12 protein-coding genes and 1 pseudogene are annotated in these 22,644 nt (G+C 68.7%); 10 read left to right on the plus strand and 3 right to left on the minus strand.

Annotated elements, in window-relative coordinates; genetic code table 11:
• Window positions 1–4: 4 nt before the first annotated feature.
• The 3 genes and pseudogenes from DY218_RS02450 to DY218_RS02460 form a co-directional block, all read right to left on the minus strand.
• Window positions 5–6,295, minus strand: a complete 6,291-nt coding sequence (locus tag DY218_RS02450; protein ID WP_128554202.1) for a DNRLRE domain-containing protein — start codon at window positions 6,293–6,295, stop codon at window positions 5–7.
• Window positions 6,296–6,828: 533 nt separating this feature from the next.
• Window positions 6,829–7,193: pseudogene (locus tag DY218_RS02455) on the minus strand (6-pyruvoyl trahydropterin synthase family protein).
• A gap of 21 nt (window positions 7,194–7,214) precedes the next feature.
• Window positions 7,215–9,962, minus strand: coding sequence for an AAA family ATPase (locus DY218_RS02460; protein ID WP_128554203.1), 2,748 nt, complete (start codon window positions 9,960–9,962; stop codon window positions 7,215–7,217).
• A 483-nt stretch (window positions 9,963–10,445) separates the two neighbouring features.
• Here DY218_RS02460 and DY218_RS02465 point away from each other — a divergent pair, with 483 nt between their 5' ends.
• The 10 genes from DY218_RS02465 to DY218_RS02510 all read left to right on the plus strand — a co-directional run bounded on the left by DY218_RS02465 (window position 10,446) and on the right by DY218_RS02510 (window position 22,611).
• A complete protein-coding gene (locus tag DY218_RS02465) occupies window positions 10,446–11,222 on the plus strand; it encodes a hypothetical protein (protein WP_128554204.1) in 777 nt (258 codons plus the stop codon).
• A gap of 388 nt (window positions 11,223–11,610) precedes the next feature.
• Window positions 11,611–11,895 carry a hypothetical protein gene (locus tag DY218_RS35775; protein WP_456341165.1) on the plus strand — a complete coding sequence of 95 codons (285 nt, stop codon included), beginning with the start codon at window positions 11,611–11,613 and terminating at the stop codon, window positions 11,893–11,895.
• Between the two features lie 371 nt (window positions 11,896–12,266).
• The gene (locus DY218_RS02475) at window positions 12,267–13,847 is read left to right on the plus strand and encodes a hypothetical protein (RefSeq protein ID WP_128554205.1); all 1,581 of its coding nucleotides are present in this window, start codon (window positions 12,267–12,269) and stop codon (window positions 13,845–13,847) included.
• Window positions 13,844–14,758 (plus strand): PrgI family protein, encoded by a 915-nt coding sequence (locus DY218_RS02480; RefSeq protein ID WP_128554206.1) that lies wholly within the window; start codon window positions 13,844–13,846, stop codon window positions 14,756–14,758. The genes DY218_RS02475 and DY218_RS02480 overlap by 4 nt, the downstream gene beginning before the upstream one ends.
• Entirely contained in the window at window positions 14,752–16,602 is a 1,851-nt protein-coding gene (locus tag DY218_RS02485) for a VirB4 family type IV secretion system protein (protein ID WP_407703539.1), read from the plus strand. Before DY218_RS02480 ends, DY218_RS02485 begins: the two co-directional genes overlap by 7 nt.
• The gene (locus DY218_RS02490) at window positions 16,602–18,992 is read left to right on the plus strand and encodes a type IV secretory system conjugative DNA transfer family protein (RefSeq protein ID WP_128554208.1); all 2,391 of its coding nucleotides are present in this window, start codon (window positions 16,602–16,604) and stop codon (window positions 18,990–18,992) included. Before DY218_RS02485 ends, DY218_RS02490 begins: the two co-directional genes overlap by 1 nt.
• 27 nt (window positions 18,993–19,019) lie before the next feature.
• A complete protein-coding gene (locus tag DY218_RS02495; RefSeq protein WP_233521316.1) occupies window positions 19,020–19,997 on the plus strand; it encodes a replication-relaxation family protein in 978 nt (325 codons plus the stop codon).
• Window positions 19,955–20,941: a C40 family peptidase gene (locus tag DY218_RS02500; RefSeq protein WP_233521317.1), complete on the plus strand. Its 987-nt coding sequence runs from the start codon at window positions 19,955–19,957 to the stop codon at window positions 20,939–20,941. The genes DY218_RS02495 and DY218_RS02500 overlap by 43 nt, the downstream gene beginning before the upstream one ends.
• Window positions 20,938–21,666: a hypothetical protein gene (locus DY218_RS02505; protein WP_128554209.1), complete on the plus strand. Its 729-nt coding sequence runs from the start codon at window positions 20,938–20,940 to the stop codon at window positions 21,664–21,666. Before DY218_RS02500 ends, DY218_RS02505 begins: the two co-directional genes overlap by 4 nt.
• Window positions 21,667–21,921: 255 nt before the next feature.
• Window positions 21,922–22,611 carry a helix-turn-helix domain-containing protein gene (locus tag DY218_RS02510; protein ID WP_128554210.1) on the plus strand — a complete coding sequence of 230 codons (690 nt, stop codon included), beginning with the start codon at window positions 21,922–21,924 and terminating at the stop codon, window positions 22,609–22,611.
• The last annotated feature ends 33 nt before the right edge of the window (window positions 22,612–22,644 follow it).

The following is a 22,644-nucleotide window of genomic DNA, read 5'->3' on the forward strand; positions in this document are numbered from 1 at the left end:
GTCCTCAACGGTGCTTCTTGTTCGGGTTCTGCTTCCATCCGTTATGTCCGCGCTTTTTCCCTCCGCCGTGTCTGTCTCCGCCTTGATGCTTCTGACTGCTGCGCTGCTTGCTTCCCTTCTTGCCCGAGCGGTGCCCCACCTTTCCATCCGCTCGACCTTGATGGGTCCAGACTTTGGCTTTCTTTTCTCCTCGAAGTGCGACGTGGTGCGATGCGGTGTGATGGGCAGCAGAGTTGTGGGCAATCTGGGCTTTGACGTGTGCGGCCTGATGCTTGATGGCGGAAGCGAGGCCATGCGTCGCACCAAGGCCGAGGACACTCCCGTGGGTGGAGTGGTGGTGGGATGAGCCACCGTCACCCCCGAAGTGGAGGTTGAGGTGGATGGGATGCTGTTGTTCGTAGGCGGCTGCGCCTGCCAGGGCTCCTGCCAAGGCAATACCGATGGTGATTTCGCCGATGCACGCGTCCCAGAAGCAGGTTCCACTGAGATCGGTGGTGTTGACGGGGTCCTGGTTGGCGTAGTCATACGCGTTTGCCGACCCGCTAGGGATGGGGTCGGTCTGCAGAAAGCGGCCGATGCTGGGGGCGTAAAGGCGTGCTCCCATCAGGATGTCGCCGGTGGGAGTCTCGGCGGATCGTCGGTTGGCGCCGAGCCAGCCATAGGCGACGGGTTTCTGGTCCGTTCCGGGCAGTCCGAAATCATCGAAGGTGCGGACGTGAGCGGTGTTGTTCCTGTCCAGAACGACGGTCGTGTCGCCGTGCAAGTCCGGCAGATTGAGCTCATGTGTGCTGCCTTGCTGAGTGGCGATGAAGCTGCCGTCGAGGCCGGCGATGTACCGGGTCTTGGTGCCAGTGGCTTTGTCGGTGCTCCAGGTGGGGCTGTCGTCAGCCGTGGAGAAGTGAAAGATCTGGGTGCTGTCCCCACCCCAGGTGCCGTTGGTCTGTTTGGTCTGGCTGGTTGCTTGGACGCGGCGACTGGAGGGATCTGACTCCCAGGTGGTGCGCTGAGTATTCGTTTGCTGGCTGCGGATGAAGTTGTCGGCGAAGTAACTGTTGGTGATGCCATCCGGTTGGGTCGTGGTGTTTCCGAACGCGTCGTAGTTGTAGCCGGCGTCGGTGAGACGGTCGGCACTGTCGTAAGTGTGCCGTTCGATCTTGGTGGAGGCGTCGGTGCACGCGTCGCTGTCGCCGTCCGCGGTGCCCTTGGTCAGGCGATTGCCGTTGCCGTCGAAGCTGAAGCTTTGGCGCGTACAGGACGCGGTGAACGGGGTGTGGTCGCTGCGGGTGAGCCGGCCGACGCGGTCGTACGACCACTCACGCACGCCATCGGTGCTCGAGGTGTTCTCAGCCCGTTGGCTGTGCGGGCCAGGCAGCGTGTCCTCGGCGGTGATCGGCTCGCCGTCGCTGCGCTGGTACCGGCGCGTTGTGGTGTAGCCCGCCGGGTCGAACTCGTCGCGGGCGGTGATGTTGCCGGGCAGGGTCTGCTGGATGAGGTCGCCGTCGGCGTCGTAGCGGCCCTTGATGGTGCCGAAGTTGTCCGTGGTGGCAGAGGTGGCGAGGCCGCGAGGTTCTTGGGCTGCGTCGTAGGCGTAGGTAGTCGTGGACGGCGAGGTGTCGCTTACCTTGGTGGGGCGATCCAGAGCGTCATAGCTCGTCGTGGTGGTCGCGCCGCTGGCGTCGGTGTATGAGGCGATGCGGCCGAGCCGGTCGTAGGCGGTCCGCAGCTCCTTGCCGTCGGCGGTGGCCGACGTTGCGCGTCCGGTCGACGGGTCATAAGCGTAGGTGCGTGTCCCGATGGCAGTGCCCACGGACGAGGTAAGGGCGCTGGTGCGCAATCGCTCGGCTGGGTCGTAGCTGTTGGTGGTGGTCCGAGTGGCTCCGTTGGCGGTCTCAGTCGCCTTGACGGTGTTGCCGTAGCGGTCGTATTGGCTGGTGACGTCGGGCAGTTGGCGGTTGGTGCCTGCGTCGGCAGCTGCGGCGTGGCGGGTGCGGCATGGCAGGTCGGCCCACTCGGGACGGTTCGCGCAGGTGCCGCTGCCTGTGGCCGTGTAGTACTCGGTCAAGACCGTACCGGCGTCCGCGCCGCCGGATTTCGGCATCGTCGACTCGATCGGCAGGCCGTTGCCGTTGTAGGCGGTGGTGTGGGTGAGCGCCAGACCTGCGGGGTCGTCGACGGTCTTGGTGATCAGTCCCGTGGACCAGTCGTAGGTGGTGGTGGTTGTCTCAGGCTCGGCGAGTTCACCGGGGTATCCGGCGGGCTCTACGCCGCTGGTCTGTGTAGTCGGCAGGTCTTTGACGAGAGTCGCGGAGGCGGGGCGTCCCTGGTCGAAGGAGCGGCGGGTCAAGTCCCGGGCGGTGATGAGCGCGCCGGCATCGATGACATCCTGGCCGGCCGAGCGAAAGGCGCTGGGCAGTTTGATCAGGTGTTGCGGGCCGCGCGTCTCGTTCTCTCGCAGTCCGTCAGCGCTGTAATTGGACTGTGTGGACAGCTTGTGTGCCCGCTCGGCACTGGTGGTGGTCTCCGGGTCCAGGCCGTGCTCGAGGAGGGTGTCCTTGTCCTCTTGGGTGGCGGCGAGGGCGAGCAGGCGATTGGCGGCGGTCAGGGACCGTACGACGTTGCCGTAGCGGTCGTATTCGTTGGTGGTGATGTTGTTGGTGGAGTTAGCGGAATTCGTCTGCCGGCCCGAGGCGTTGATGTAGGCGAGTACAGCGCGGCTGTACTCGCCGCGGGTCAACTCGCTGCCGTCGTGCGAGGACGGTTGCACATCAGGTGGGAAGACGGCTGCGGCGTCGGTGGGAGCGTCGCTCTGCCCCCAAGTCGCCACGTCCTGAGCGCCCATGGCATAAGGGGCTTTCGCGCCGGTCAGCGGCACGTTGTAGACCAGCGAAGCGGCCGCGGTCCCATTGGTTTCGCTGACCGAACCGGGTTTGAGAGTGGCGCGCGAGACGGACAGGAGCATGCCGTCACCACTGGTGGATGCGTCACCGACGCGCCCGTAGGCGAACGAGTACGGCTCTTCCGCGGGTGGGATGATCTGCGTGATGCGCTGAGCGCGGTCGTAGCGATAGATCGTCTTGAGCGGCTTGTCGAGGCGCGGGTCCCACGCTTCGTACAGGCGTCCGCTGATGCCATAGGCGAAGGTGGCGACCGGCGTGGAGGTGGCCTTGGCGGCCCCTGCGTCGGTTGACCACAGGTTGATCCGCTTGACCTGTCCTTTGACGTCGCCGATGTCGCCGGGCGTGTGCGTGGCGGTGGTGTGGGTGGCATAGGTGTAATCAAGCACCCGGCAGCCCCGTGTTGAAGGTGTCTTGGCGCAGGTAGCAGCTGAGACCGCGGAGGTGGGGGCGACGATCCGGGAGGGCCGGGCGAGGATGTGCTTGCCCGACGTGACGGTCTCGTAGACGGTGTGCGTCGTTGAGTTCTTCATCGGAAGTTCGGTGCTGACGACCAGCCATGCAGCGACTTTGGGTGACGGCTTCTTGAAGGTGGTCTTGATGCCGGCGGTGTCAGTGAGGGTGAAGCCGGCGGACTCACTGCCTGTCAGCGTCAGGTCTTCCGAGCCGACTTCGGGCTGCCAACCGCTGCCGGTGCGGCTGAAGCCGATGCCGTGGCCGTCGGCGTAGGTGACGTGCAGTGAAGAGCCGGAGGTCTTGCGTACTGATACGAACGCTGCATCGGTGTCCTCGACCGTGAAGCTGGGTGCCCAGCCAGGCCCGTGGATGGGAGCCAACCCCATCTGAGCCGGAGTCACATGGCGGCGCGACACAGCAGTGCGCTGGACGTCGATCCCCCACGCTGAGGCATCTGTGGCGGTGTGGGAAAAGGCACCGGTCAGGAGATTGACTGTGCCGGGACCCAGCTCAGGCTGCGGGGCAGTACCCGCTTCTCGGTCCAGCAGAATGCGGTGAGGGTCACTGTACGTGGCCCGTCCTCCGGTGAAATGTGCGCGCACCTGGACGGGGGTGTCGTCGCTAAGGGTGTCCGCGACGTTCCACACCAGCGGCTGGGGTTGCCCCTTCGGTGCGTCGACGGGCCACGAGACCCTGCCTCCGCCGGTGGTGCGCACATGCTCTACCGGGATCGTCGTCCACGCTCCGGCGGAAGACAGGCGGTACTGGTACTCGACCTTGGTGTGCTCCGTCCTGCCCAGGGCATGCAGCGCTACGCGCCTGGCTGTGCGTTCCCCGGCTCCCGGGGTGAGCAGCGCTGCACCGGGCCCGGCGTAGAACGGGTATCTGACGGTCGTCGAGGGCAGGCCGGCGCGGCCGATGCCACGAACCTGGAGAGTGTGTTTGCCGCCGGGCACCGCCAGCGCGAGGGCGGCCGTCTCATTGGGCGCGACCGCCTTTTCCTGCCACGCACCGTCATCTACGCGGTAGGAGACGGCGTAGGTATCGGAAGTGACAGACACCTTCCCGGCGTAGCGCCCGTGCTCATCGAGCTTGCCGCCCCACGCGTTCTTGGGGAAGTTCGCAGAGGACACCTTCGGGGCCGGCGGCGGGTTGGTGTACGCATGGAAGGTGTACCGAGGTGACCACGCCGACCAACCGTGGCCATCGCGGGCACGCATGCGGAAGGAGTAGGTTCCGCCGTCTTTCAACTTGTCCGCAGGCACCTTGAATCGGGCCTCGTGGCCTGAGGGCACACCGTCCTGTTCCTGCGTGAGCAGGATCTTGTCGTTGCGGTCGGCGAGTTCGAAGGCGACCTTGTCCAGTTTGGCGCCGTTGCCGCTGGTCACGGTTCCTGAGAGTTCCGGGGTCAGACTGGCTACCCATCGGCGCCCGATGGTGTTGCGACCGGGACTTGCCTGTAGCTGAGTGGGCGCCTGCAGCCCGGGGGTCAGTGTGACGGCCAACGTGGGCGGGTGCTTGCCCTCGGCAGAGTTGAACCTCTTCCAGCCCTTCGGGTCACTCTCGTTGCTCGCTCGCAGTCCGATACCGGCAGTGGCCGGGCCTTTGGACGCCCATCCGGACACCAGGTCAGTGATCTTCACGCCCGTCCAGCCGCCGGGACAGCGTGCTTCGCCGCCCTTCGTAACCGTTGACGTGGCGATCTTCTTGTTGAACTTCGGCTGTGCTCCCCATCGCGTCGCATGGGTCGGTGCACCGGTGTCCCACACCTCCCACTCGGCTGGTTCACACGTCCACGAGTGGTGGTTGAACAGGCGTAGTTCGGCTTCAAGGATGTTGCGGCCGCGCAAGCTCGCGGTGGGGAAGGCAAGGAAGGAGCGGGCGACCTGATTGGATCCGTTGTTGCCGATCTTCAGCTCGGTTGCACCGGCCTGATCATGGGTGTAGCCCTGCTCGACGAAGGTGTCCAGAGACGGACGCAGGCTGATGCCCGGATCCACGGTGACGGGGAACGTGGTGTCCGCGTCGTTGATGTACGTGTCGTCGAGGGCATAGGTGACGGCAACATCACTGCCGTCGGCGGACACCGTTGAGGAGACGTCGAGCTCGGCTCGGTCGGTGGGCTCCTTCGACTTCTCGTCGATGTCGGCGTCCCAGCCCGTCGCGGCTCCGATGAGGCCGAGTGTCCCGCCCTTGCCGGTCAGCAGGTGCGTTCCGTCGTCCTGCTCCTGGACCTTCAGGCCTTCGGTGGCCACGGTCATCCGGACGGCGTCCAGGTCGCGTGCGGCCTTGCGGTTGCGCACGACGAGGTAATCCTCCACCCCGGTGCGTGTCGCCTCCACGACCAAGTCGACGCCGGGCTTCACTTCCCGGTAAGTGGCGCGAGCACCCTGCAGATCGGGGACCGGGAGCGCACCGGGCCACGTCAGCTCGACCTTGCGCCTCTCGTCGAGCAGCGTGGCGAGCCGGCCTTGCTTGCGGTCCGATGCGGTACCGGCCAGCACCAGTCCACGAGGGTGCGCGCCCGGTTCGACGCCTCCGTCCGCGCGACGCTGCAGATCGAGGTCCACCGCCGTCCAGCTGTCGCCCTGCTTGACCCGTACCGGACCCGCCGCTTGTTCGATCTTCAGCGAACCATCGGGGTAGGCCCAGGACGTTGAAGTTTCGCTGCGGGAATCCAGGACCTCGATCCGGCGGTCCTGCAGACGTGCGGTCAGCAGAGCGGATTTCTCATTCTCTGCCTGCGCCGGCCCGGTGGGCGCTGCCTGCGGAACACTCGGTGCCTGGAGCGGCGCTGCCGCCCCAACGCCGTCGGCCATGCCTACCTGCACCAGCACTGCCGTGCACACCGCAGCAGCTACCGCGATCGGCGACCGCGACCGCCGCACCACCACGCTTCGCGAGGGCGAAGGACGCAGCCGCAACGATCTGAGAGGTGCGCGCACGCCGACCACTCCCTAAGGACGGAATAAAGTGGCGCAAAAACTAGTCAGCGGCCTTCCGTCTCCGTCCCCCCGGCACTCGCGGCACGCACGCAGAGTCCCTCGGACAGCCCAACGTCCGCCCTCTCGGTGGCTTTGCGTGAGTCCGTGCAGGCTGCAATCCTCTTTGATCTTGGCGTGCCAGGAGGGAAAAAGCTCGGTCAACCTGTAGTTGATGCCGGTCAATTCCCCTGCGGAGCCGAGGTAGCGCCCCGTGGAACGGTGGTTTACGACACGCTGCCGGTCCCGGCGCGGCTGGATCGCCCGGGCGGGCAGCCGGAGTGCTCCAGCCATCGGCCGGCGCCGGATGGGATCGGCCAGCCGCGGTCAGAAGGATCAAATGGTCCGCGATGTCTGCTGACTTCTCTACCTGTGACGAGGTGTGGGCCTGCCGACCGGGGGGGGATCATCGGGTCCTGGTGCTCGGTAACTGGCCACGCGGGTAGGCCGCAGCACTGCCGCTTTGCCCCCGTAGTGTTCCGGCCGCTCGGCCAGGGTCACGGCCGGTACGTCGCCCAGGTCTTGGGGGTCTCGGAGATGCTTACCGCGCTGAGTTCGGGGATGTCCGCCGTCCAGAGGTCGAAGATCCATTTTGCGAGGTTCTCAGCGGAGGGAGGGCACCCCCCCCCATCGATTCATTCAAGTGCCGGTGGTCGAGGGTGTCGTCCATCCACTTCTTGAACTCATCGAGCTCCCGGTAGTCCCGTACGAAGCCGGTGTCCGTCCGGGCGTTGTCTTCCGCGGTGAGCTCGAGCACGACGACGTAGTTGTGGCCGTGCAGGCGTGCGCAGGGGTGCCAGCCCGGGAGTGTGTCCAGGACATGACTTGCCGAGAAGTGGAACTCCTTGGTGATGGTGAACATCGGCTCGCTCCCCTCTCCTGACTAGGCCCTCGGCCGGGACTCGCGCTGTCCGGGGACTGTACCGGCACCGCCGTGACCGGGCGGAACGTCGTGCGTGAGCAGTGTGCGGTTGAGCGGGACACCGTTCAGGAACCTTGCTCGGTCGTCGGGCGCTGCCATGCTGTCGGCTTTGCGGTGGATCTCTGTCCTCGCCCGGTCCCAGAGTGTCTGCGCTTCGTGCGGTGCACCTGCCGCGTGCAGTGCACGGGCGGCGTCGTGGAGGACTTCCTCGGTGCGCAGGGCCGGCATGTCACCGCGCTCTTCGAGGACGCTCAGGGCCATACGTGCGTCTGCGGCCGCGTCGTCAATGTCGCCCGCGTGCGACCGGAGCCGGCTGCGGAGGCAGTACGCGGCGATCCTGCTGCGGTCCATACCGGTTCGCTCGGTCTCTACCAGGGAGTCTCGGGCCAGTCGAGCGGCGAGGTCCGGGTCGTGGCCGGTCTCCAGGAGGACCTCGACATACAGGTTGCGGACGATGGGGACGAGGTTCACCAGCCAGGTGCAGGTGGTTTCCTGCCAGGCCTCTTCGGCCAGTGCGACCGCTTCCCGGGCACGTGTCCGATCGCGGGAGGTGATGAGTGCCAGCAGCGCGGAGTTGTACGCGTGCCATCCACTGGCACCACCCCGGCTCTCCTCGAACTGCAGGGCCCGTGAGAGTGCCTCCCGAGCCTTGTCCTCCGCGCCCATCGCAACATGGAGCTGGGCGAGATAGTTCAGCGCTATGGGGAGCTCGACCTGCGGAGTCTCCCCGTCGAGACGGGCGACGCACCGCTCGAGCCGGACGCGGGCTTCGTCGAAGCGGCCGGCGTCGAAGAGGTTGACCCCGATCTGCATCTCATTCAGGTTCCGGGCATGCTGCAGGACCGGGTTCCCGGTCTCGCTGAGCTGAGGTGCCGATCCGTACAGGCGCTCCGCGTCAACGAGGACGGCCAGACCTGCCTTCAGGTCGCGCTTGGGCAGCTGTCGCCCGTACTCGACCATGGCCACGTACAGCGCAGTGATGCCTTCGTCGCCGCATTCGCGGGCACGCTGTACGGCTTCCTCAAGCTTGGCCAGTGATGGTGCCAGACCGTCCACGGCCAGCAGTGTCTTGCCGCGCAGCAGCGTGGTCCTGGCGATGAGCAGGCGGTCTCCCAGCCGGCGTGCGGCCTGTTCGGCTTCGGCGGCCAGTGTGTCGATCTCGGGTCGGGCATGATCCGTATGGCCGCCTTGCCAGCGGACCTCGGTCAGGCTCAGCAGGAGCTCCACGGCCTCGACCAGTCTGCGGTCGTGATCCTCTGTGCCTTCGGGGAGCAGGCGCACCGCGTCGATGGCGGTACGGCAATGCTGCTCGGCCTGCAGGAAAGCGAGCTCCTCCACAGCGGCCGTGCGCGCGAGGTCCAAGTGGGCGACGGCGCACTCCGCCGCACGCGCCGGGCCGGCCTGACGGAGCTGATCGGCGATGAGTACGCGCAGCTCTCGGGGGAGTTCACTGCCTGCTGCCCTGGGCAGCCTGCCCAGCGCGTCGGCGATGCCGGCGTGCCTCAACAGGCGTGCTCCCTCGCGCTGTTGGACGCGTCGGATGGTGCGCTGGAGGAGACGGTGCTCGAAGTCGTACCAGTCGATGTGCAGGTTTCTGGTCCAACGCGGCAGCTCCGAGCGGCGTCGCTCGGTCACCAGGCCGTGGTCCCTCTGGATGGCATGAAGGCGGTCCTGAACCTGGAGCTGCGGCATCCCGGTGACCTCCGCGACGGTGTGCGAGCAGAAGAACTCACCCATGGTCGCTCCGACCACCAGCAGCTCCCGATCGTGGGGATCCAGGCGCCCGAAACGGTCCTCGATGGCCGCCGGGAGCTTCTCGGGAAGAGGGACGTCCGCTCCGTACCCCGGGTGCCACAAGTTCAAGACTTGGTCCACGAACACCGGGTGCCCGGCGGTCGCATCGAAGACGTGATCCGGGAATCGCTCCGGCACCGCCTTGCCCCGGAGCCGTTCGGTCACCAACTGTCGTACGGCCCATGCGGGAAGCGCCGGCACCTGATGCCGCAACACCGAATCGGTGCCGTAGTCACGTTCCCACTCCGCAAGCAGCTCATGCACCGCCTGACCCCCACTCGCCGACCGCCCGTACGAGCCGAGTCCCAGCACCAGCGCCAACGGCTCATCCCGGAGCCGGGGAAGCAGAAGGTGCAGCAGCTCCAGCGTCCCGTGGTCGGACAGCTGAATGTCATCGATCATCAGCAACAGGGGCTTGCCATCGCGCGCCTGCTGCACCACGACATCCACCAACTGCCGAGTCGCCAGACCGTCAGCATGCAGCAGGCTGTCCCCCGGGATCGACCCGGTGGCCACCGTGGCCGCTGCCGCCGCACGCGTCGCGGTGAACGCCGCACCCAGACCGGGTACGGCCACCGACAGAAGCTCGGGGGCGGCAGCCGCCGTGCCTTCCCGCAACATCCGCGCCAGCCTCGACCTCCGAGGCGGTTCGACCGGCGATTTCGACAACTGCGTGAGCGCATCCCACACAGGCGCATACCGCGAGCCCGTACCGATCGTCGGCATACATCTCGACAGGACGATCCGGCACGTCCCGCCGGACTCGGTGGCGGCAAACCTGCGCATCAACGTGGACTTCCCAAAGCCCGAGTCGCCCTCGACGACCAGCAGACTCCCCACTCCTTGCGACAGCCGGTCACGCACACCGCCGATCATTGCCAGGCTCTCCGACCGATCCACGAACACCGGCTCCACGGCGGCCCCTCCCCTGTCCCGACAGCCCACGATGCCTCTGACACCGCACCCTCAACACCTTATGATCATCAGCGAGTTCGGGCACGGATTTGGCATCTTTGGCGTGATCGAGACGTCACGGTCCGTACGTCAGCCGACAGTGCCACCTTCACGCCGCACCGCGGCGTCAAGCGCCCTTCTGACTGGCTCGCTTCGAGAATGCCCTCGTCGTCGATCCATCCGTCATCGGACACCCATCCAGCGGCCATGACCGCCAAGTTGACGTGCTACTTGCCGGCGCACCCAAATTTCTTCAGAAACTTCCACGTCTGGAACCCACGGGCATAGTGCCTGGTCAGCAATGGATCCGCCGGCGAGCTGTGACCGGCGGCAGGTCCGTGGCGGCGCCGTGGCTGAGGGGAGGTCAGGCGACCGCCAGGTGGTGGCAGGGGTGCCTGGAGTGATGGCGGCGTCCAGTTCGCCACTCCGGCAAGGAGCCATCGCATGCGCCGCATGACGTGCACGTCGTCGTTCTCGTCGTCCGTTTCTGCTTCTGCTTCTCCGTTCAATCAGCTTGATTCTGCGTTGTTGGCGCTGGCCGGCGGGCCCCGGCCGGTCTGCCTCCCCGCGGTTCTTCTCGCTCCGAGTGCACCGTCCGGCGCGATGCCGGTGGATCTCGTCCGTGCCCGCATGGCGCACCCGTCCACGCCGGAGGCGGCGCGGGCGCGCGTGTGGGACGAGGTGATCCGTCGGCGTCGTCTGCACGGTGAGCCGTGGGGCACGGTCGGTGTGGCGCTGACGCTGCCGATGCTGCGCCGCTCGCTCGCCCGGCTGCCGCGTCTCGCGGAGCTGGAGTCCAGTGAACTGGAGCAGGAGGTGCTGGCCGCCGTGATGGATCAGTTCGAGGCCGTCAGCGAGGACGGGGCTCCGCAGGAGGTCGGGCTGCAGTTGGTCCGGGCTGGGGATCGTGCCGCCCACCGTGTCCTCTACGCGGTGCAGCGCGATCGTCGTATGCGTACGACGGCGTCGCTCGAGGACTGCGCCAACGAGATGCCGGTCACGAGGAGTTCGTCGTCGGAGGTGTACGACGTGCTGGATCGGGCTGTGCAGGCGGGTGTCATCACTGCGCTGGAGGCGGAGCTCATTGCCGTGACGCGGTTGGACGGTGAGAGTGCCAAGTCGTGTGCGCAGCAGGTCGGTACGAGTGTCCGGTCGGTGTTCCGGAATCGTTCGGCGGCCGAGCAGCGTCTGTCCGCGGCTCTCCTGGCCGACGAGCTGTAGCGGGCGGCGTCTCTGGCACGACGTGTCGTCGGGTTTCTCCTTAGAGGCGTGAGAGCGCAGCGCCTGGTGGGCGCTTGATGGTTGCTCTCGCGTCGCCCATCGTCCCTGGGTTTCGGTACGGCGCTTCGTGCTGACACTCGGAATCCGCTCCCTCGGGCCACGTGCTCCTCCCTCAGAAGGAGGTGGTGCACCGCCGTGGGCTGCCGGAGCCCAGGGGCGTGGGAGGCGTCGGCGAATGCGCGCCGGCGCTCTGTTCTTTCCCGGGTCAGTGGTCGTGGTCCTGACGGAGGTGTTCGCCGTGTCCGATTCGCCGTCGCGTCGTCAGGCGGAAGGTGCCGGTGCTGTGCCCCGCGGGCGCGGGCCGTGCGTGCGACGTGCCCTGTTCGTTCTGGCACTGGCGGTGGGGGTGACGTGGTCGGATGCGTCGGTGTCCTGGGCTGCGGCCACGATCCCACAGGTGATCACGAATCTGCGGAACTGGATCGTGGGCATCCTGGCTGGGCTCGCGACGTTGTTCCTCACGTTCGGTGGTCTGCGCTATCTGATGGCCGGTGGTGATCCGGGGGAAGTGGAGGCAGCCAAGCGGGCGTTGAAGGCCGCGGCGATCGGGTACGGGCTGGCGATCTTGGCGCCGGCGCTGGTCACCGTTCTCAAGTCGATTGTGGGGGCCTGACGGTGTGCCCGCCGGCCACTCGCGTCGTTCAGGTGTCTTTGTTCCTGCTGGTCACGGCTCTACTTGCCATCGGTTTCGCCGCGTCGGCTCACTCCGTACCTGAGCACCTGCCGACCGGTGTCCCCGCCGCACCGGCCCCCGAGCCCGACCCGGAACCGGCACCGGGAGTGCCTCCTGCCGAACCCGACTCCGGGTCCGGGTCCGCGCGGCCAGAGCCCACCCCGGGGACCACGCCGTCGCCCGGACCGCGGCCGAGCAGCCCTCCGGAGTCCCCGGACGAAGCGGAGCCGACGCCCGGTCCGACTCCCCCGGCCACCCCTCCCGATCCGGATGCCGGAGGGTTCTTCGGGAACCTGCTCGACATTCCCGGGATGATCGTCGACGCGATCACCTCGTTCCTGGGCACGCTCATCGAGCAGGCGATGAAGCCGTTCCGGGAATTGCTTGCCGACACGCTTCTGGCGACGCCGGACGTCACTCGGCATGCCGACATCAAACGCCTGTGGACCGGCTCGATGGCCATCGCGATCGGTATGTACGTGCTGTTCGTGACGGGCGGCGGTTTCACGGTCATGGGCTATGAGACGGTCCAGACTCGCTACGCCCTCAAGGAGATCGGCCCGCGGCTCATTGTGGGCATCGTCGCCGCGACGACGTCGCTGACCGTCATGGGCAAGGCGATCAGCCTCGCCAATGCGCTTGCTCACGCGGTCATGGGCACGGATCTGTCGGATGCGGGGCAGGGGTTGGTCGAGCGGGCTCTGCCTTTCGCGTTGTTCGGCTCGGCCGGGGTGGCGATCTACTTGCTGCTCCTGGCGGTGGTCGAGCTCGTACTGATCATTGCTGTGCTGGTCGGGTTCATCGTGCGGGTGGCTCTGATGGCGCTGCTCGCGGTGGCGGGGCCGCTCGTGCTGGCGTGTCATGCGCATCCGGTGACGGATCCGCTGGCGCGCTTGTGGTGGCGAGGGCTTGCCGGGTGTCTGGTCATTCAGGTCGCGCAGTCGATGACGTTCGTACTCGCGTTGAAGCTGTTCTTCGCTCCGGGGGCGACGGCGCTCGGGGTCCCGAAGTCAGACGAGTTGGGGACGCTGCTTGCTGGACTCGCCCTGTTCTGGGTGTTGTTCAAGATTCCGGGCTGGACGCTGCAGGTCGTGCTGCGCGGGACGCCGATCCAGCAGCCGCATGCTCCGGCCCCGGTGCGGATGCTGCGGCATCTGGCGATGTACCAGATGATCGGGCCCTACCTGCCCGGTGGGGGCGCGCGGGGTCGCCGTGGGACTCGGCCTTCGACAGGCTCGAGCCCCGGCCGAAGGGGAGGCGGCGGCGCACCGCCGGGTCGCGGGCCCCGGCCTGCAGGGCCGGCAGGCGGTGGTCCCGGTCGGCCTGGCCCATCAGGCGGCGGCACCGGAGGCCGCGGTCCCGCGGCGGGCAGTCACGGTCACGCCTCGCCGGCCGGGGGCACGCCGAGCGTCCCTGGTCCTTCCGGGTCTCCGGCCTCGTCGGCTGCCGGCTCGCCCACGCCTCGCGCATCGACGCCGTCGCCGAGCAGCACGACGTCGACGATGCCACCTCCGTCGGCGTCCGCGTCTTCCAGTGGACGGTCTAGCCACTGGACCCCGCCGGCGAGATCGGCCCCGGCGTCCCGCGGACACGTACTCGGCGATCACCCGGCGCCCCCGGTTCCCGCACCCGCGCGCCCCACGCCCACCTCACCAGCGCCCCGGAACGGCTCGGCAGACCCTGCCCGCACCCGGCGGCCGCCCGAGTCACCCCCGCCAGGCCGAACTCCCCAACCGCCGGCCCGGATACCCGTCGAGCACACCGAACGCTTCGCACCACCCCCCACTGGCCCGGCACGTACCCGCATCCGTCCGGTCGCGCGTCCTGCGCAACTCAGGCTCCCCCTCGAAACACCCCGCCCGCCGCGCACCCCACGGAGGCGCACGCCATGACCGATCCCGCAGAGGACGACGCCGTCATCCCCGCGAAGATCCCCTCGGATGTCGCCCGCGAGGACCGCATCCTCGGCCCTCTCACCGCGCGGCAGACCGCGATCCTCGCCGTCACCGTTCTCGTCCTGTACGGCGGATTCTGGGCGACGCGGCCTCTCATGGCACCGGTCGCGTACCTCGCGCTGGTCACTCCGATCGCCCTGGTCGTGACCGTGGTCGCCGTGGGCCGCCGGGACGGCATCGGCATGGATCAACTGCTGCTCGCCGGAGTCCGCTTCCACCGCGCGCCCAAGCGCCACGTACCCGCCCCCGAAGGCGTCGACCGCCTGCCGACGGTCACACCCCCGCACTGGTCCACGCCCCGGTCACGGACGCCGGCTGCCTTGGATCTCCCCGTCAAGGCGGTCACCGATACGGCGACCCTCGATCTGGCCCGCGACGGGCACGCGGCGCTCGCAGTGTGCAGCACCGTCAATTTCCATCTGCGGACCGGTGGCGAGCAACAGGCCCTCACCGAGGCCTACGCACGCTGGTTGAACTCCCTCACCGGCCCCACCCAAATCCTGGTACGCGCCCACCGCCTGGACACGTCTGCCCTGGTCAGCGAACTATCCGCCACCGCTCCGGCACTCCCCCACCCCGCCCTTGAACGCGCAGCACGCGCCCACGCGGACTTCCTCAACTCCCTTGCCACCGAACGCGACCTGCTCACCCGCCACGTCCTGATCGTCGCCCGCGAACCCGCCGCGGCAGGCGCCGCACGCGCCGGCCACCGACTCAACGAAGCAGCCCGGACACTCGAAGCCGCCGAGATCACGGTCTCGCCCCTCGGCGTACAGGACACAGCTGCGGCGCTGCGCACGTCCATCGACCCCGAGTCCACGACCACCCTGGCGGGTGCCCCGTGTTGAAACTCAGGCGCCGGGACTCGCTGGCGCAGACGTCGCTGGACGCGCGCAACGAGCTCGCCCGGCTCGGTCCCGACGGCCTGGAAGTACAGGCCCGAACCCTGGCCGTCGGCAATCAGCTCGCCGCGACCTTGATCGTCACCGGGTATCCGGCCGAGGTCGTCCCGGGATGGCTCGACCCCCTGCTCACGTACGCCGGCCGCCTCGATGTCGCCCTGCACATCGAGCCGGTCTCGAACGCCGCGGCCGCGCAGCAGTTGAAGCGGCAGCGGGCCCGGCTCGAGTCATCCCGCCGCAGCGGCCTGCACCACGGCCGCCTGGATGACCCGGACACCGAAGCTGCGGCTGCGGACGCCGCGGAGTTGGCGTACCGCCTCGCGCGTGGCGAAGGAAAGCTGTTCCGCCTCGGTCTCTACCTGACCGTCTACGGGCGGACCGAGGAGCACCTGGCCGAGGAGGTCGCCTCGGTGCAGTCGATCGCCGAGTCGCTGCTGGTGTCGACCGCACCGGCGACGTACCGGGCGCTGCCCGGCTGGCTGACCACGTTGCCGCTCGGTCTGGACACCTTGCGGGTCCGGCGCACCTTCGACACCGAGGCGCTCGCAGCGTGCTTCCCGTTCGCTTCCCCCGACCTGCCCGCGGATGCGGCCATCGCGCCCGGCGGCGTGCTGTACGGCATCAACTCGGCCAGCGGGTCGATGCTGTTGTGGGACCGGTTCGCGCAGGACAACTACAACTCCGTGACGCTGGCCCGCTCGGGGGCCGGCAAGTCGTACCTGACGAAGCTCGAGCTTCTGCGGCAGTTGTTCACCGGCGCCGAGGCCATGGTGATCGACCCGGAGGACGAGTACGTCACGCTGGCCGAGTCCGTCGGCGGCACCGTGATCCGCCTCGGTGACCCGGAAGTTCGCCTCAATCCGTTCGATCTGCCGGCCGGCCAGACGGCCGATCCCGGCTCCGGTGCCGACCACGACGCTCTGACGCGGCGGGCCCTGTTCCTGCACACCTTTCTCGCCGTCCTGCTCGGCAGCGACCTGTCCGCGGCCGAACGCGCCGTTCTCGACCGCGCCGTCCTCGCCACCTACCGGCGCGCCGGCATCACCGGCGATCCGGCCACCTGGACACGGCCGGCACCACTGCTCGCGGATCTGGCGGACGAGTTGGGCTCGATGGACGAGTCCGCGGCGGGCGAACTCGCCATCCGTCTCGACCCGTTCGTGAAGGGATCCCACAGCCGGCTCTTCTCCGGCCCGACCACGACCCGACCGACCGGACATCTGGTCGTGTTCTGCCTCCGCGAGATCCCCGACGAGCTCAAGACCGTGAGCATGCTCCTGGCCCTCGACGCGATCTGGCGCCAGGTCGCCCACACCGGGGCCCGACGTCGACGGCTGGTCGTGGTGGACGAGGCGTGGCGGTTGATGCAGGAGCCGCACGGTGCCCGGTTCCTGTTCCGTATGTCGAAGTCCGCACGTAAGTACTGGGCCGGCCTCGCCGTGGTCACCCAGGACGGCGACGACGTCCTAGGTAGCGAGCTGGGGCGGGCCATCGTCTCGAACGCGGCGACGCAGCTGCTGATGCGGCAATCTCCGCAGGCCATCGAGCAAATTGCCACGGCCTTCCGGCTCTCGCGCGGGGAACGTCATCACCTGTTGTCGGCGCCGCGCGGGTGCGCGCTGCTGCTGTCCGGGCGTACGAAGATCTCCTTCAGCCCGGTCGCCTCGTCCCAGGAACACGACCTCATCACCACGGACCCCGCGGAGCTGCACGCGGGCACGGACCACACGCACACGCCCGACAAGGATCCGTACGGTCTGCCCGAACTCACCGAACCACGATCCCGGTGATGAGCGCCCCTACGCCGGGCGGACCGCTCGGCACGTTCCTCACCGACCCCGGCACGCTGGGCAACCAACTGCTGGATGCCGTCGCCGAGTTCGCCGACAGATCCTGGCCATGGCTCACGCCCTGCCTCGCCCTCACGACGTTCGGGCTGGTCACCGCCCGATCTGCCATCATCCGGCAACGGCAGACGGCACTCGCGGACGGCGCCCGGCTCGTCACGATCCTCGCCCCGCCGTCCGTACCCGCGAAGGGTGGTGAGGTGCTGTGGGCCCAGCTGTCCGGACTCCTCCGCCCTTGGTACCAGCGCCTCCTGCACGGCCAGCCCCACATCGGCTTCGAGTACGCCTGGGCGACGGACGGGCTCACCGTCCGCCTGTGGATCCCCGGCTCCACCCCGACCACCCTCGTACGCCACGCCGTCGAAGCCGCCTGGCCCGGCTCCCACACCACCGTCTCCGACACCGCGTCGCCGTACCCAGGCACGTACAAGTGCACCGCCGGTGCGCTCCGCCTGGCGCGACCCGAAGTCCTGCCGCTGCGAACGGACCACAAGGACGAGCCCCTCCGAGCACTCCTCCAGGCCGCCACCGGCATCACCGAGACCGAGCACGCCCTCGTGCAGGTCCTCGCCCGACCTGCCACCGGCTCCCGGCTACGCCGCGCCAGACGCCAGGCCCGCCGCCTCAAGGCCGGACACACCGCGCCGCGCATCTCCGCCGTGTTCCGGCTCCTCGCCCACTCACCGCAACGTACGAACCCCACCACCGCCGACCCCACCCACGGCGCCGAAGTCCGCCAGAGCGTCGGCAAACTCAACGGCCCGCAATGGGACGTCACCATCCGCTACGCCACCGCCCTCCCCGGCAAGGACCCCGCCGACGACAGCCGACTACGTGGCAGAGCCCACGCGATCGCGACCTCCTTCTCCCTCTACGCGGCCCGCAACTGGCTGGCCCGGCACCGCTTGAACGAACCCCACACCACGCTCACGGAACGCCGCTTCCCCCGTCGTGGCGACCTCCTCAGCGTCCCTGAACTCGCCGCACTCGCCCACCTCCCCTCTGACCCCGACTCCCCTGGCCTTGCTCGAGCCGGCGCCCGCTCGGTCGCCCCTCCGCCAGCAATTCCCCATCCCGGCCCGGGCATCAAGCCTCTCGGCCAGGCCGACACCGGCACGCGACGCAGCGTCGGTCTCGCCGTCCCCGACGCCCGCCACCACCTCCACGTCGTCGGCGCCACCGGCTCCGGCAAGTCCACGCTCTTCGGCCAGTTGATCCTCGACGACGTGGCCCAGGGCCGCGGAGCCGTCGTCATCGACCCCAAGGGCGACCTGGTCACCGACCTGCTGCACCGGCTACCGGCAGCGTGCGCCGACCGCCTCGTCGTCATCGACCCCGACGACCCGCACACCCCGCCCAGCCTCAACGTCCTCGACGGCTCCGACATCGACGTCGTCGTCGACAACATCACCGGCATCTTCCGACGGATCTTCACCGCGTTCTGGGGCCCGAGAACCGACGACATCATGCGCGCCGCCTGCCTCACCCTGCTGCGGCACGCCCAGCTCACCCACCGCCTGGTCACCCTCGCCGACATCCCCCGCCTGCTCGGCGAATCCGCCTACCGGCTCCGGATGATCCCCACCATCAAGGACCCCGTCCTCAAAGGCTTCTGGACCTGGTACGAGTCTCTGTCCGAGCCGTCACGCGCCGCCGTCATCGGCCCGATCATGAACAAGCTCCGCGCGTTCCTGCTGCGCTCCTTCGCCCGGCAGACCATCGCCTCCGGAGAATCGACCTTCCACCTCTCCGACGTACTCGACGGCGGCATCCTCCTCGCCCGCCTCCCCAAAGGAGCCCTCGGCGAAGAGACCACCCGCCTGCTCGGCTCCTTCATCGTCGCCAAGACCTGGCAGTCCGCAGCAGCCCGCGCCCGTACGCCCGAACGCGACCGCATCGACGCCTCCCTCTACGTCGACGAGGCCCACAACTTCCTCACCCTGCCGTACCCGCTGGAGGACATGCTCGCCGAGGCCCGCGGCTACCGCCTGTCCATGAAACTGGCCCACCAGCATCTCGCCCAACTCCCCCGCGACCTGCGCGAGGGCATCTCCGCCAACGCCCGCAACAAGGTCTTCTTCAACGCCTCCCCCGAAGACGCGCACGCCCTGGAGCGCCACACGCTGCCCACCCTCGGCGCCCACGACCTCTCCCACCTCGGCCCCTTCCAAGCAGCCGCTCACCTGCTCAGTTCGGGCTCGGAGACCGCGTCCTTCACCCTCACCACCCGCCCACTCCCACCGGCCGTCCCGGGACGCTCCACCGACCTGCGAGACCAAGCCGCCGCACGCGTCGGCGGCACCACGAGCCGCTCCACCTACCTGCCCCTGTAGCCCCCGTAGCCCCCGTAGGAGACGCCTGTGCCCTCAGCCCACCCGAACCCCGGCTACGTCCCGCGCGCAGCTTCCCGACGCCGCCGCCCCGCCCAGCCGACCCGCGGCCGCCCCGACCTCGCTCAACTCGCTCCACGCCTCACTCCACGCGACCTGTGGCTCCTCGACATGCTCCACGAGCACAAAGTCTTCACCTCGCACCAGATCACCGCACTCGCCTTCACCGGCCACCGCACCGCCAACCGCCGCCTGCGCGCGCTGTACTTCATGGGCGTCACCGACTCGTTCCGCCCGCTGCGCCAGACCGGCTCCGCCCCCGAGCACTACACCATCGGCCGCGCCGGAGCCGAACTACTCGCCGCCCGCGCCGGCACCGACCTGGCCGCCACCGGCTGGCGCAAAGACCACTGCGCCCGCATCGCCTTCTCCCCCACCCTCGACCACACCCTCGGCGTCAACAACCTCCTCACCCACCTCACCACCGCCCTCGGACTCGACACCTGGCTGTCCGAACGAGCCGCCACCCGCCTGTGGGGCGACTGGATCCGCCCCGACGCCTACGCCCACCACACCACCCCCGACGGCCAACTCCTCCCGTTCTTCCTCGAATACGACACCGGCTCCTACAACCTCGCCCGCGTCGAAGCCAAACTCCCCGGCTACGCCGCCCTCTCCGCCACCACCGGCACCCGCACCCCGCTCCTCATCCACACCGCCACCGCCCGACGCGAATCAGCCCTGCGCCTCCGGCTCGGCGAAGCCGCCGACCGCCTCGAGCTCCCCGTCGCCACCGCCAACGCCCAACTCGCCGCCCCAACCGGCCCTGCCTGGCTCCCCCTCGGCCCACCAGCAGCCCCGCGCCTCACCCCGGGCCAACTCGCGTGCCACTGGCCGGATCTGGCCCCGGCCCTCACCGCCGAGACAGCCGCGTCATCGCCGACCGGGCGTCACGACTCATACCCTTGGCGGCCCGTACCGCCGCGTCCCCCGAGCTCCGCCTCCTGACCGTGAGCGCGATCGCCAAGGCAGCACTCGGCACCGGATGCGCCGTCCTCTCCCTGCCCCTGCTCGCCGTACTGATCGCCGCCGCCGTACTCGGATCCGCGCAGCCCGGCGGCAGCGACGCCGCCGCGTCACCCAGCAAACACGCACTGTCCGACATCCCGCGCACGATGCTCGTCCTGTACCAGCGGGCCGCACCCGCCGAATGCCCCGGCCTGTCCTGGACGGTCCTCGCTGCCATCGGCAAGGTCGAAACAGACCACGGCCGGCACCCGACCATGATCTCCTCCGCCGGCGCCAAGGGCCCCATGCAGTTCCTCGACTCCACTTTCAAGATGTACGCGCACCCCGTACCTCCGGGAGGCAAGAAACCACCCACTCCTTGGGACCCCGTCGACGCCGTACACGCAGCCGCCCGCCTGCTGTGCGCCAACGGCGCGAAGAACGGCCGCAACCTCCGCCGCGCCATCTGGCACTACAACCACGCCGACTGGTACGTCAACGACGTCCTCCGCATCGCCGCCCAGTACGAAGCCGCCGCCCCTGCCCCCACCGCAGCTGCCGCGAAAGCCGTCACCTTCGCCCGCGCACAACTCAACACCCCCTACGTCTGGGGCGGCGACGGGCCCTCCGAAGGCGGCTTCGACTGCTCCGGCCTCACCAGAGCCGCCTACCGCGCCGCCGGCATCACCCTCCCCCGCGTCGCCCAGGACCAGTACAACGCCGGCCCCCGCGTCCCCAAGGGCCAGCAACTCGCCCCAGGCGACCTCCTCTTCTTCGGCACCAGCCCCCACGCCATCACCCACGTCGGCATCTACAGCGCACCCGGCCGCATGATCGACGCCCCGTACACCGGAGCCGTCGTACGCGAACGCCCCATCGACGTCACCGAACGCACCGACTACCAGGGCGCCACCCGACCCGCGAGCAGCCGGAACCCACGGTGAGTACACCCACACCGGCCGAAGCCCAAGCCCTACTCACCGCCCTCACCAAGGCCCTGGCCTCAGTCGCAGTCCTCGCCCTCATCTTCACCGCCGTCAACGTCACCCTGTTCGCCACCAGCCGCGGCATCCACCCCGCCATCGCCATCCTGCTCGACCCGATGGTCGCCCTCGCCCTCGCCGCGGTCCTCTACGCCGACGCACGCCTCGCCGCCTGGGGCCTCAACCCACCCCGATGGTCAGCAGCACTGCGCTGGTTCACCGGCACCGCCGCCACCCTCATGAACACCTGGCACTCGATCTGGCCGAACGGACAGATCGGCCCACCGATCCACGCCGATCCGGCCGGCATCCTCCTCCACGGCGTCCCCACCATCCTGCTCATTCTCCTCACCGAAACGATCGCCGCATATCGGCGCACGATCGCCCCCGTGCTCGCCCGATCCGGCATCGACGGACAGCCGATCGGCGACGAACCGCCCGCGGATGCCCCAGATCCACGACCCACCGCCACCGGCTCCTCACCCGGCAACCCGCCCCCTGCAGGAACCGACGCAGGACTGTGGCAGGCGGCACTCGCGATCGACGCCACGGCATACGCCACCACCGGTCAACCGGCCAGCATGTGGCGCTTGCGATCCGAGCTGCACATCGGACCGGCCCGCGCACGCCAGCTCCACACAGCCCTCGCCGAACGACGTACCGATCGGCCCGCGGACAGCCCATGACCCAACGCACCACAACCGACCCGGTCACACAAAGAGGCTGGCCAACCCGCCGCTTGACTTCATCGCGAAGCGGAGCGTCCATGGTGGTCCGCCCAACGGCCCACGCCGAACCAGCGCGTAGGCACCGACGGACGGACCGGCGGAACAGATCCGCGCTGCGCACGCGATCCGCCACCCGCGACCCGTGTCCCAACACGGACCGCACCCCGGCCGGGGCCCTCACTCGACCACCATCACACGAACGAGGCCCCAAAGATGACTGACATTCACACGGCTCCCTGCCCCGCGACCACCGAGCCCGAATCGGCTCCGCTACCGGACCTCACCGGAGCACCCGCCGCCGCATACACGGCCCTCAGCAAAACACCCAACGCCTCAGCCGCCGAACTCGCCCTGGCCGCAGGCATCGGCCGCTCCACCGCAGGCAAGGCCCTCGCACTCCTCGAGAACCAAGGCCTCGCGACCCGCACACCCGGCGAACGCACCGGAACCAACCACACACCCGACCGCTGGCACTGCACGCCCCCGGCCGACGACACCTCACACACCGAGCCCAACCCTACGGAAGCGGATGTGGCGCTCGCGCCCGAAGCAGTGCCGCCCGGAGACGCCCCTACCGCCGGTCCGACCACGACAACCACCAACGAGTCCAATACGGAGGGGCACCCCGCGCCGCCGACTCCCTCCACCGAGACGACCATCGACCCGACTCCGACCAGCAAGACACGGTTGGCCCCAGGCGCCCTGCGACAGCAGGTGCTCGACTACCTCACCGCCCACCCCGGCGACTCCTTCACCGCCACCGCCATCAGCCGCAGCATCGAACGATCCTCCGGCGCCATCGCCAACTCTCTGGTGACACTCACCAAGCACGGGGCAGTCGAGCAGACAGGCGAGCACCCTCGCACCTACCAGCTCGCCCCTTCCACTCCCTCGACTGAGTAGCCACAAATCGGGTTGGGCCGGGCACGCAGTTGC

The sequence above is a fragment of the Streptomyces triticagri genome (assembly GCF_003429565.1).
In the GTDB taxonomy this organism is placed as follows: domain Bacteria; phylum Actinomycetota; class Actinomycetes; order Streptomycetales; family Streptomycetaceae; genus Streptomyces; species Streptomyces triticagri.

Excerpts from the sequence above, each read along its gene's own strand:
- DY218_RS02465 (WP_128554204.1), top strand. The coding sequence starts at position 10,446 with ATGCGCCGCATGACGTGCACGTCGTCGTTCTCGTCGTCCGTTTCTGCT.
- DY218_RS02475 (WP_128554205.1), top strand. The coding sequence starts at position 12,267 with ATGATCGTCGACGCGATCACCTCGTTCCTGGGCACGCTCATCGAGCAG.
- DY218_RS02480 (WP_128554206.1), top strand. The coding sequence starts at position 13,844 with ATGACCGATCCCGCAGAGGACGACGCCGTCATCCCCGCGAAGATCCCC.
- DY218_RS02490 (WP_128554208.1), top strand. The coding sequence starts at position 16,602 with ATGAGCGCCCCTACGCCGGGCGGACCGCTCGGCACGTTCCTCACCGAC.
- DY218_RS02510 (WP_128554210.1), top strand. The coding sequence starts at position 21,922 with ATGACTGACATTCACACGGCTCCCTGCCCCGCGACCACCGAGCCCGAA.